The sequence below is a fragment of the Sulfurovum sp. genome (assembly GCF_041562805.1).
Classification (GTDB): domain Bacteria; phylum Campylobacterota; class Campylobacteria; order Campylobacterales; family Sulfurovaceae; genus Sulfurovum.
Map to the genome: position 1 here is coordinate 1 of NZ_JBFFOH010000063.1, position 12,604 is coordinate 12,604.

Sequence of the window (12,604 nt, forward strand, 5' to 3'; positions counted from 1 at the left end):
ACAGGATTGCTTAATGTCATGCACTAACTTATCGACGTAGAGGGGTAGATCTATGCAGGAAAGGTTATCTCCCAAATAGAGAAATTCATGCACCAAAGCCATAGCGTGAATACGGCTCCTACTCTCTTGAAGTGAATTTTGCAGGATTATATCGTCACTTCTTCTACTTTGCATATCAAGTAATGAAGAGATGATTTGCATATTGTTTTTAACACGGTGGTGTATTTCTTTCAGTAGCACTTCTTTTTCTGCAAGGGACTTTTTAAGTTTTCTATTGGCATCTGAATATTTTTCTCTAAAGAGTCTTTTCTGTGTGATATCTCTAGCAAAAGCACAAATAATTTTTTCTCCATTATAGATAAATCCATGCCCAAATACTTCAATGGGGTAGACAGTCCCATTTTTCCTTTGATGCGTTGTTTCTGAAGACCAATCTTCCGTAGTGAAGATTCTATTCATCAAATCAGGTAGTCGTGCTTTACTAAAGCTTTTGTCAATATCTGAGAGATACATATCTTTAAACTCTTCTGCACTGTATCCATACATAATACAAGTTGCCTTATTTACATAAACAAATTTACCATCTTCATTAAACCAGTATGCCCCTTCTGGAGAGTGATCTAATGCCTCTTTAAAGACGATACACTGTTTGTTGTCAAGAAAGACTTGTTCTTCCATTCTAGAACCTTATTTATTTGAGTAGATAAAAATTTATTATGTAACATTATGTATACATAGGTTAATTGTATACATATATAATTTATATATACGATTATTGTACGATTATTATACGATTATTATACTTTACAATAGTTATTTAGGGTACCATGAAATTTTACAAGAAGAGACCTTGATCATAGACTTCTTTTAAATAGAGAAATTTGAAACTCGATATAGATAAAAAACTGTGCAAATGTTAATGATTTGTACTGAGATACTTAAAGGTAATAAATGAAAGCATATGTGGTAAATAAAAATGAAAATGGAGATTTTGTATCTGGCATTGAAGAAGTGCCTATTCCTGTTATAGGTGAAGATGAAGTACTTATAAAGGCATCTTACTCATCACTTAATTTCAAAGATGCGCTTAGCTCTATAGGTAATCCGGGGGTTACAAGAACCTTTCCTCATATTACAGGTATTGATGTGGCTGGTGTGGTAGAGTCTTCCAATAGTGACAACTTTGAGGTTGGAGAACCTGTGTTAGTAACCGGATATGACTTGGGTATGAACACTGACGGTGGACACAGTGAGTTTGTTAAAGTACCAGCCTCATGGATAGTTAAAATGGCTGAGGGATTGAGCGATAAAGAGAGTATGATCTATGGGACAGCGGGTCTAACAGCTGCACTTAGTGTCCAAGAACTTTTATCCAATGACGTGACACCTGAACAGGGTGAAGTATTGGTCACGGGTGCAACAGGAGGTGTTGGCTCGGTGGCGGTTGCGATCTTAAGCAAACTTGGCTTTGATGTGGTTGCGCTAAGTGGAAAGGAAGAAAAGATCCCCTTTCTAAAATCAATTGGGGCAAAAGAGGTCATTTTAAGAGACGCTTTTGATGTAGAAAATAAAAAGCCTATGTTAAAACCCAGGTTTTCAGCAGTCATCGACACGGTGGGGGGTAATATTTTAGCCCATGCACTTAAAGTTACAAAATACGATGGTGTTGTCACTTGTTGCGGACTAAATGCATCACATGAATTAAGCATAACTGTTTTCCCTTTTATTTTACGGGGAGTGAGACTTATTGGTATAGATTCTGTTGAAATGGCATTAGGAAAAAAAGAAGCTGCCTGGAATAAGATCGCAAATGAGTTTAAAATACCTGAGCTTGAAACACTCTGTACTGAGATCGGGCTAGAGGAGATCAAAACAGCTTATGAGACACTACTTTCAGGGAAGTCTGTAGGAAGATATTTGGTGAAAATCTAGTTAAGTATTCTTCTTAATGTAGTTCAGGCTCCAAGTCATGAGAGTCTTTCTTGCAGTGAAAGGCTAAGATTGTTCTTGAAAAGTTCACCATAAGAGGTTTTTAGATTAATCTCTTCATAGGCATCAACTAGGTTTTTATTTTGTTTTAAAATCGTGATGAGTATCTGTAATATTTTGCCTGCATCATTGGGTTTGATATGTGCAGGAGACTCTTTACTGAGTGTAAAGTGCCGATGTATCTTCCCAACGATTTCTTTATTTCTGATCTCTATAAAGACCGATTCCAATGGAGATTTAAAGAACATGATATTATTTTTTATATCCACAGAAGTATACATGGTATCTAACCCATAGATCTTTTTGGAAAATGAATCAAACAGATAAAGCCTTTTGTTATAATTTTCATGAAATGTCTCAAACAATAGTTCAAGCGTTGCTATTTTTTCTTCTTTTGTGTAGAAATTTCCTATGTCACTGAAACAAAAATTGAGTATCGACTTTATGTCATGCCACTCGTCACTTTTGTAAGCATAATTAAGCATTTTATCTATGCGCTCTTTTTTAAGTGCATCTACTTTATTGTTCTCTTTTTGTGCATAAAACTTTGGAGAGATTAGATCTCTGTATACAGAAGCCGGGAATTTAGGATGGATTACCAAACGTTGTTCAGCTTCATTTTTTAAAATATATTTTAATCTACCCTCATGGTTTGCTTCAATAATTTTTACATCTTTTGTTGGAATAGAAGTGATGAGATCAAGAAACTCTTCTTTTTCACAACTTTCGTCCCATATCTCATCAGGATACCTGAAAAATGAGGATACATGTTCTAAAATATCCTTCTTAGGGATTACTTTTACCTCCCGGTATATCCAAGAACTAACTGTTCTCCTGTCTTTTTTTAGTATTTTTGCAAACTTCGACATACTAAGTTCAGAACGTTGATATATTTCAATCATTTTATCTATGGCACTGATATACAATGGAATATCTCCTATGAAAAATTAAAATAATTGTACAGTTTTTATACATAATGTACACTAAAGATGTAAATTATTTTTTTATGTATAAAAGAAAATATTTTTAATCATTTTTTATACTATTTAATTATATAGAGCTATGATATACTTTTTGAAAGGAGATGTTATGAGTAAAATATATGATGATGTATATAAAGAGTCGATTGAAAACCCTGAGAAATTTTGGGCAGAAGCTGCAACTAAAGTACATTGGTATCACAAGTGGGATAAAGTACTTGATGTAGTAGATGGACATTACAGATGGTTTGTAGGTGGGTGTATGAACACCTGTTACAATGCACTTGATTTACATGTAGACAACGGCAGAGGTGAACAGACGGCACTCATTTATGATTCTCCGGTAACGGATACCAAAAAACAGTATACCTACAGAGAACTACGTGACAGAGTAGCTAAAACTGCCGGTATGCTTGTAAACAAAGGTGTTGTTAAAGGAGACAGGGTTATTATTTATATGCCTATGATTCCTGAAGCGGCTATTGCCATGCTTGCTTGTTCTAGAATTGGTGCTATTCACTCAGTGGTATTTGGTGGGTTTGCAGCACATGAACTTGCTACACGGATTGAAGATGCTAAGCCAAAGGTTATTATGAGTGCAAGTTGTGGTATTGAAATTAGCAAAGTGATCCACTATAAACCACTGCTTGATGAAGCCATTAAAAGATCAAGCCATAAGCCAACCACATGCTTTGTTTGGCAACGTCCTCAAGAGCGTGCGAATATGCTGCCATGGAGAGATGTTGACTGGGAGGAAGAAGAGGCAAAGACAGACCCTGTAGATTGTGTACCTCTAGATGCCATTGATCCACTCTATATTTTATATACCTCAGGAACTACGGGTAAACCTAAAGGAGTCATACGTAGCAATGGTGGTCACTCTGTAGCCCTGAAGTGGTCTATGGACAATATTTATGATGCTAAACCAGGTGATGTATTTTGGGCAGCAAGTGATGTAGGTTGGGTTGTTGGACACTCGTACATCGTTTATGCGCCACTTATGAATGGCTGTACAACGGTTCTTTATGAGGGTAAACCTGTACGTACACCAAATCCCGGAGCATTTTGGAGACTATGTGAAGAGTATAGTGTAACTCATCTTTTCTCAGCACCTACTGCCTTTAGAGCTATTCGCAAAGAAGACCCTGAGGGTAAATTCCTTAAAAAATATGATCTAAGTAAACTCAAAACTGTTTTTATGGCAGGTGAGAGATGTGACACAGCAACCTATGAATGGACTAAAAAAGTAACAGGTAAAGAGGTTATTGACCACTGGTGGCAAACAGAGACAGGTTGGGCCATTGCTGCTAACCCAACGGGATTAGACCCAATGGAAGTAAAAGCTGGAAGTCCTACTAAACCAATGCCAGGATTTAACCTGCAAGTACTGGATGCTGATGGTAAACAGTGTAAACCAGGGAAACTTGGTAACCTTGTACTAAAATTACCACTGCCACCAAGCTGCTTAATGGGTATTTGGAATGATGACATGCGTTATAAAAGTTCTTACCTTAAGTTCTATGACGGGTACTACCTTACAGGTGACTCAGGATATATAGACAAAGATGGGTATGTATGGGTCATGGGCCGTATGGATGGTGTTATCAACGTCGCTGGTCACAGATTGAGTACGGGTGAAATGGAAGAGATCGTTGCAAAACATCCTGATATTTCAGAGTGTGCCGTTATTGGTGTAGATGATGCTCTTAAAGGTGAAACACCAATGGGATTTGTGGTACTTAAAGAAGGTATCGAAAGAGACGATGCTTCTATCGTAGATGCCGTTGTACAACTTGTACGTGAAGAGATAGGTGCAGTTGCGAGTTTTAGAATTGCAACAGTGGTAGACAGACTACCTAAAACAAGGAGTGGTAAAATACTTAGAGGTACCATGAGAGACATTGCTGATGGCAACGAGTGGAACATGCCTTCAACTATTGAAGATAAAACAGTATTACCAGAAATTACTAAGGCTATTAACGCACTTGGTTACCCAAAAACAAAAACAAAGGAATCATAATATGAGCGCAGGAAAAAAATTTAGAGAAGCATTAAAAGAGAACGGACCATTACAAATTATAGGTGTTATTAACGCATACAGTGCTATTCAAGCTGAAAAAGTAGGGGCTAAAGCACTTTACCTTTCAGGTGCGGGTGTTGCTAATGCAAGTTATGGACTACCAGATATCGGAATGACAATGCTTGAAGATGTTTGTATAGATATTAGACGTATCACAGGTCGTTGTGATCTGCCACTTTTAGTGGATGCAGATACAGGTTGGGGTGGAGCATTTAACATTGCCAGAACGGTAAAAGAGATGACCAAAGCCGGTGCTGCAGGATGCCATATAGAAGATCAGGTAGCACAGAAAAGATGTGGGCATAGACCCAACAAAGAGCTTGTGAGCACTGAAGAAATGTGTGACCGTCTTCGTGCAGCAGTAGATGGTAAGACAGATCCTGATTTTGTTGTAATGGCAAGAACTGATGCACACGCAAGTGAAGGTCAAGAAGCAGCCCTATCGCGTGCTCAAGCTTATGTTGAAGCTGGCGCAGATATGATCTTTGCAGAAGCGATCCACACACTTGAAGAGTACAAAGCATTTACAGATGTGATCAAGGTCCCAGTACTTGCAAATATTACTGAATTTGGTGCAACACCTATGTTTACGGTTGAAGAACTGGGTAATGCAGGTATAGATATGGTTCTTTATCCTCTTTCAGGATTTAGAGCGATGAATAAAGCAGCACTTGAAGTATTTAAAGCGATCATAGAAAAAGGTTCACAAGAAAGCACCTTGCCTATTATGCAAACAAGAAAAGAATTGTACGAAATGCTAGACTACTATTCATACGAAGATAAACTAGACGAACTTTTCTCGCAAAGTAAATAAAAAGGATACACGATGAGTAATGAAACAAAATCAGGGTTCAAACCTAAAAAATCAGTGGCACTTTCGGGTGTGACTGCGGGGAATACTGCACTATGTACAGTAGGACGTACAGGTAATGACTTGCATTATCGTGGATACGATATTTTAGAGTTTGCAACTGAAGCAGAATTTGAAGAAATTGCATACCTGTTGATACATGAAAAGCTACCAAATCAAGCAGAGTTGGACAGTTATAAAGCAAAGTTGCAGTCGATGAGAGATATTCCAGAAGGTGTTAAAAAGATCTTAGAACAACTTCCAAAAGAGACACACCCTATGGATGTTATGAGAACAGGATGTTCAGCCCTAGGTTGCCTGGAGCCTGAAGCAGAAGATCATAACAAAGCTCAAGCACAAGATCTGGTAGATAGACTCATGGCATCATTTGGTTCAATTTTACTTTACTGGTATCACTACACGCATAACAACAAACGTATAGACCTTGTAACAGATGATGACAGTATTGGGGGACACTTTTTACACCTTCTCCATGGTGAAAAGCCACGAGATTCATGGGTAAAAGCAATGCATGTGTCGCTTATTCTTTATGCTGAGCATGAGTTTAATGCCTCTACATTTGCAGCACGTGTAATTGCAGGCACGGAGTCAGATATGTACTCAGCAGTAACAGGTGCTATTGGTGCACTTAGAGGACCAAAGCATGGTGGAGCAAATGAGGCTGCATTTAAAATCCAACAACGTTATAACTCTGCTGATGAAGCTGAATCAGATATCAAAGAGCGTATGGAACGTAATGAAATTATAATTGGCTTTGGGCATCCTGTATATACTACTAGTGATCCACGGAATGTTGTTATTAAAGAAGTAGCAAGAACACTTTCTGAAGAGAATGGTACACCACTTATGTATGATGTAGCATCACGCCTGGAAGATGTAATGTGGGATACTAAAAAGATGTTCCCTAACCTTGACTGGTTTTCAGCAGTATCCTATAACCAAATGGATGTTCCTACTGATATGTTTACACCAATATTTATTATTTCCAGGGTAAGTGGTTGGGGTGCACATGTTATTGAGCAAAGAGAAGATGGTAAGATCATTCGTCCGTCTGCCAATTACACAGGTCCTGAAGATTTAAAATTTATTCCATTAGCGCAGAGAGGCTAAGATGATAGGTAAACATTATTTACAAAAACTTGAAGGTACAGATCTAGAATATTATAATGTAAGAAAAGCTGTTGAAGAGATTCAGTATGGCTCTTTTGAGAAGCTAAATTACACTTCACGTGTATTAGCTGAAAACTTACTACGTAAATGTCCAACTGAAGACTTAAGAGATTCATTGGTTCAGCTTATTGAAAAAAGAACCGATAAAGATTTTCCTTGGTACCCAAGTAGAGTTGTAACACACGATATTTTAGGACTTACCGCATTGGTTGACCTTGCAGGACTTCGTGAGGCTATTGCTGCTGAAGGTGGAGATCCTAAAAAGGTTAATCCTGTAGTGCCTACTCAGCTGATCGTTGACCATTCTCTAGCAGTTGAATGTGGTGGGTTTGACCCAGACGCATTTGATAAGAATAGAGCCATTGAAGACAGAAGAAATGCCGACAGGTTTCACTTTATTAACTGGACAAAAGAAGCATTTGATAACGTAGATGTTATCCCTCCGGGCAATGGTATCATGCATCAGATCAACCTTGAAAAAATGTCACCTGTTGTTCATGTCATTGATGGTATTGCAAGTCCTGATACACTTGTAGGAACGGATAGCCATACACCACATGTTGATGCACTGGGTGTTATTGCTATTGGGGTAGGTGGATTGGAGGCTGAAAATGTCATGCTTGGAAACCCTTCATTTATGAGAGTACCTGAGGTTGTAGGTGTGAACATAAAAGGTAAAAGATCTGAAGGTATTACTGCTACAGATATTGCCTTGGCGATGACATGTTTTTTACGTGAAAATGCTGTTATTTCTTCATATTTAGAGTTTTATGGTGAAGGTTTAGCATTCTTAACACTCGGAGATAGAGCAACTATTTCTAACATGACACCTGAGTATGGTGCAAGTGCAGCAATGTTTGCTATAGATGACCAGACCTTAGAGTACCTTACCCTAACTGGTAGAGAGCCAGAACAAGTAAAATTGGTAGAAACATATGCAAAAGCAAATGGTCTATGGGCTACGATGCTTGAGAATGCAACATATGCAAGAGAGTTAGAGTTTGACCTAAGCACTGTGACACGTTCAATCGCTGGTCCTTCTAAGCCTCATCATCTTGTACCTACCAATACACTTGAAGCAGAAGGTATCATCAAAGACTTTACTATTGATGGTGACAAGATGCCTGATGGAGCTATCTTAATAGCGGCTATTACATCATGTACCAATACTTCTAACCCACGTAACGTTGTTGCCGCTGGATTATTGGCTAAAAAAGCCAATGAGCTTGGTCTTGAGCGTAAACCATGGGTCAAGTCATCATTGGCACCAGGTTCTAAAGTAGTTGAAGAGTATTTGAAAGATGCCAACTTACTGGGTGAACTAGAAAAATTAGGCTTTGGTATTGTTGGATTTGCCTGTACCACATGTAATGGTATGAGTGGAGCACTTGACCCTGCTATTCAAAAAGAAGCTGTAGATAACGATGTGTATACAACAGCTGTACTTTCTGGAAATAGAAATTTTGATGGTAGAATACACCCTTATGTAAAAGAAGCATTTTTAGCTTCTCCACCACTTGTTATTGCCTATGCACTGGCAGGAAGTATACGTTTTGACATCGAAAAAGATGTGTTAGGAAAAGACAAAGAAGGTAATGACATTACACTTAAAGACTTATGGCCTACAGATGCAGAGATCGATGCAGTGGTGAAAGCTTCTGTAAAACCAGAAATGTTTACAGAGATCTATGATCCTATGTTTGCAAAAAGTGCTTTGAACGATTTTGAAGTGGATCCTTTTTATAAGTGGAATCCTCAATCAACCTACATTCAAAAACCACCATACTGGGATGATGAATTTACAGGTAGACCGGCACTTGAAAATCTACGTCCTTTAGGAGTGTTTCCTGATAACATTACCACTGATCACCTTTCGCCATCAAACGCGATATTGCCAGAGAGTGCATCGGGTGAGTACTGTCTTAAAATGGGATTACCTATTGATGATTTGAACTCGTATGCTACGCATAGGGGTGACCATAACACTGCTGTACGTGCAACATTGGCAAACCCGAAACTCTTTAACGAGATGGTTAAAGATGATAACGGTGAGGTTAAACAAGGCTCACTGGCAAGAGTTGAACCTGAAGGTAGAGTGATGAGAATGTGGGAAGCGATTGAAACGTATCAAGAGCGTAAACAACCACTGATCATTATCGCAGGTACAAACTATGGACAAGGAAGTTCACGTGACTGGGCAGCTAAAGGTGTAAGACTTGCCGGTGTTGAAGTACTTATCGCTGAAAGTATTGAACGTATTCACAGAACTAACCTTGTGGGTATGGGTGTACTCCCATTACAATTCAAAGATGGAGACACAAGACATACTTACAACATTGAAGGTACAGAAACATTCGATGTGACAGGTGACATAACGCCTAGATGTACATTGAACGTACGTATGACCAGAGCTGATGGTACAAGTGTAGAGATACCTGTAACATGTCGACTTGATACTAGTGCGGAAGTTGAAGTATACAACGCTGGTGGGATCTTGCAAAAATTTGCCAAAGATTTCGTAGCACAAAAATAAGGAAATAAAGATGTCTTATACACCACAACAAAGCATCCCCGCTACGTATATGCGTGGTGGTACAAGCAAGGGTGTGTTTTTTAAAAAAGATGACCTGCCAAAAGAAGCATTGGAAGATCAAGCCAAACTTGATAAACTTCTGCTTCGTGTCATTGGTAGCCCTGATCCATACAATAAACAAATAGACGGTCTGGGTAATGCCTCTTCAAGTACAAGTAAAACGGTCATTGTAAGTAAAAGTACTAAAGAAGACCATGATGTAGATTACCGATTTGGTCAAATAGCCATAGATAAACCCTTTGTAGACTGGAGTGGAAACTGTGGTAACCTCACGGGTGCAGTAGGATCATTTGCTATTAAAAGTGGTTTACTTGATAAAAGTAGAATGGTAGACGATGGCATTATAGAAGTGCATATTTGGCAGGTGAATATTCAAAAAACCATTATCGCTCATGTGCCTATGGCAGGTGGAGTGGTTCGTGAAATGGGTGACTTTATTTTAGATGGTGTGGCATTTCCTGCTGCAGAGGTTAAGATAGAATTTGTGGCACCCATTGATCCAGATGAAACACTGTTTCCTACAGGTAACTTAGTAGACGATCTAGAGGTACCCGGAGTAGGTACTTTCAAAGCTACCATGATAACAGCAGGGATCCCTACTATATTTTTAAATGCAGATGCTATTGGCTACAAAGGTACAGAGCTTCAAGGTGACATTAACTCTGATGTAAAAGCCTTAGAGATGTTTGAGACTATTCGTGCCTATGGTGCTATTAAAATGGGTTTGATCTCTGATATTAAAGAAGCAGAGAACAGACAACATACACCAAAAGTTGCTTTTGTCTCACCACCAGAGGGGTATACCTCGTCAAGTGGGAAAGTCATAGAATCTAGCGACATTGAGCTTAATGTAAGAGCATTATCTATGGGGCAACTACACCATGCCATGATGGGTACAGCTTCTGTCGCTATTGCAGTAGCTGCGTGTATACCAGGTACGCTTGTAAGTGATGCAGCAGGTGGTGGAGAGCGTGAATCTGTTGTATTTGGTCATCCATCAGGTACACTTAGAGTAGGGTCTACCATTATAAAAGAAAATGGAAACTACAGCATAGAAAAAGTAGGCATGAGTAGAAGTGCAAGAATTATAATGGATGGTTCAGTATTCGTGCCTGCAGACACGATGAACTAGCTCTCCATATACCATAGGGTTCAGGATTACAATTCGAGCGTTGATTAGCCTTCGGTCATATCTTATGATCGTTGCTAATCGATATGTCAGTTTAAATAAAAAACGCTACAAATTTTTGAAGTAAAAAAACAAAAATGAAAACCTTATAAAGTTATATATTTTATAAGGTTTTCCCTGTACTTATTTTTAGATAGTATTAAAATGATTATTTTTTATACAGTAAAGTAAATAAAGTTATTTCTATTAAGACTATAATTGAACACAAGAAAGCCTATTAATCTCCTTGAATACTCCAGGCTTTCTGGTAACTTTTAATTTTAGATTGCATAATTTTTTCACTAGTATGCCTCCTTATAATCTTGTCCAAAATTTAAAAGTTACCATTCCTCATAAGTATGTGTAAAAATCGGGTAATTACCAAAAAACTTAATTAATATAAATTAATTTTCTTGTTTTGAATCTTCTTTCATATATACTCTTCTTTTAAAATTTAAGGACTATATATTGACAACTTTCCCACTTGAAAACGTAAGAAAATTAAGAAAAGAGCTTGCCACTCATCCAGTTTATTCTGCAGTTACAGACATGAATGATTTAACGATCTTTATGCAAAACCATATCTACTCTGTCTGGGACTTCATGTCGTTGGTAAAATATTTACAAAATCAAATTGCACCAGCAAAAATACCTTGGCTTCCATTTGGTGATGCACAGGTTCAGCGTTTTATTAATGATATTGTTCTTGAAGAAGAATCAGATGAAGGTATTCCACTTGAAGATGGAACTACAACATATACAAGTCATTTCAACCTGTATGCTCAAGCTATGGAAGAAGTAAAAGAAGGAAGTAGTCAACTCATTAGAGAATTTGTTTCTACAGTGGCATCTGATTCTTTAGATGTAGCAAAAGAAACCCTTCAAATACCTTCTGCTGCAAAAGAATTTATGGAGGTTACATTCAACTTTATCAATAGTGATAAGCCTCATGTTGTTGCAGCAGCATTTGCTTTAGGTAGAGAACATATCATTCCAGAAATGTTCCGTGCTCTCCTTGATAAGATGAAAATCTCACGAGAACAAGCTAATGTATTTCATTATTATTTAGATCGTCATATAGAACTTGATGGAGATCATCATGGACCAATGTCTTTACGTATGTTAGACTTATTATGTGAAGGAAATGAAGCAAAGATTGCAGAAGCAGAAGAAGCTGCTCTCAATGCAATTAGAGCTAGAATAAAGTTTTGGGATGGTGTCTTATTAGCGATTCAAGATAGTAAAAAGAAATCAGCTTAAATCATTGACATATGATTTAAGTCAAAACCTTATAAAGTTATATATTTTATAAGGTTTTGAAAATAAGACTATTAGAAGAAGTCTTAGATTATCTCTAAATTCTGATTTATATAGATTATAGTTTCTGCTTTGTACTTGCCGACCAAAATCTAGATGTAAGCACCGAGCTCAGATCTTATCACAGATAACCGCTGACTAATCAATTCCGCCGCGTCAGAAAAAAGCTGCACCTTCCTACATTGAACTGTAATGTCCACACTGAAATTTGCTAAATGGGCTTTACGTAGCATTTTCCTGTTCGATTTCACAACACTATTCCTTCTCTTCCTCAACGCTCAAAGAAGGCGGCTTTGAGTGCTTCTCGCACCTCCGACAGCCGCCTTGCGAACCGATCGCGATCATGTTTGGATTTGATGCTGCGATCGGCTAGATCGGCAATATACTGCACCTGTTCGTCGAGTGCGCGTAAGTGACTCAGTCTGATCGGGCGACT

General features: G+C 38.1%; 9 protein-coding genes. 7 read left to right on the plus strand and 2 right to left on the minus strand.

Annotated features, from left to right (window positions below):
- Positions 1 to 678: sensor histidine kinase (locus tag ABYK33_RS08750; RefSeq protein ID WP_373032759.1), on the minus strand; the 678-nt coding region annotated here is incomplete at its 3' end.
- Positions 679 to 951: 273 nt separating this feature from the next.
- Between ABYK33_RS08750 and ABYK33_RS08755 the strand changes: the two genes are divergently transcribed.
- Complete coding sequence (locus ABYK33_RS08755) at positions 952 to 1,932, plus strand: YhdH/YhfP family quinone oxidoreductase (protein WP_373032760.1); 981 nt, start codon at positions 952 to 954, stop codon at positions 1,930 to 1,932.
- Between the two features lie 35 nt (positions 1,933 to 1,967).
- Here ABYK33_RS08755 and ABYK33_RS08760 read toward each other — a convergent pair whose 3' ends face one another.
- Positions 1,968 to 2,915, minus strand: coding sequence for a hypothetical protein (locus ABYK33_RS08760; protein ID WP_373032761.1), 948 nt, complete (start codon positions 2,913 to 2,915; stop codon positions 1,968 to 1,970).
- Positions 2,916 to 3,078: 163 nt separating this feature from the next.
- Between ABYK33_RS08760 and ABYK33_RS08765 the strand changes: the two genes are divergently transcribed.
- The 6 genes from ABYK33_RS08765 (at position 3,079) to ABYK33_RS08790 (ending at position 12,111) form a co-directional block, all read left to right on the plus strand.
- Entirely contained in the window at positions 3,079 to 4,989 is a 1,911-nt protein-coding gene (locus ABYK33_RS08765) for a propionyl-CoA synthetase (RefSeq protein ID WP_373032762.1), read from the plus strand.
- Between the two features lies 1 nt (position 4,990).
- Complete coding sequence (gene prpB, locus ABYK33_RS08770; protein WP_373032763.1) at positions 4,991 to 5,863, plus strand: methylisocitrate lyase; 873 nt, start codon at positions 4,991 to 4,993, stop codon at positions 5,861 to 5,863.
- Between the two features lie 12 nt (positions 5,864 to 5,875).
- Positions 5,876 to 7,030 (plus strand): 2-methylcitrate synthase, encoded by a 1,155-nt coding sequence (prpC, locus tag ABYK33_RS08775; RefSeq protein WP_373032765.1) that lies wholly within the window; start codon positions 5,876 to 5,878, stop codon positions 7,028 to 7,030.
- Between the two features lies 1 nt (position 7,031).
- The gene (gene acnD, locus ABYK33_RS08780; RefSeq protein WP_373032766.1) at positions 7,032 to 9,623 is read left to right on the plus strand and encodes a Fe/S-dependent 2-methylisocitrate dehydratase AcnD; all 2,592 of its coding nucleotides are present in this window, start codon (positions 7,032 to 7,034) and stop codon (positions 9,621 to 9,623) included.
- A 10-nt stretch (positions 9,624 to 9,633) separates the two neighbouring features.
- The gene (gene prpF / locus ABYK33_RS08785) at positions 9,634 to 10,815 is read left to right on the plus strand and encodes a 2-methylaconitate cis-trans isomerase PrpF (RefSeq protein WP_373032768.1); all 1,182 of its coding nucleotides are present in this window, start codon (positions 9,634 to 9,636) and stop codon (positions 10,813 to 10,815) included.
- Between the two features lie 504 nt (positions 10,816 to 11,319).
- A complete protein-coding gene (locus ABYK33_RS08790; protein ID WP_373032769.1) occupies positions 11,320 to 12,111 on the plus strand; it encodes a DUF3050 domain-containing protein in 792 nt (263 codons plus the stop codon).
- Positions 12,112 to 12,604 lie beyond the last annotated feature (493 nt).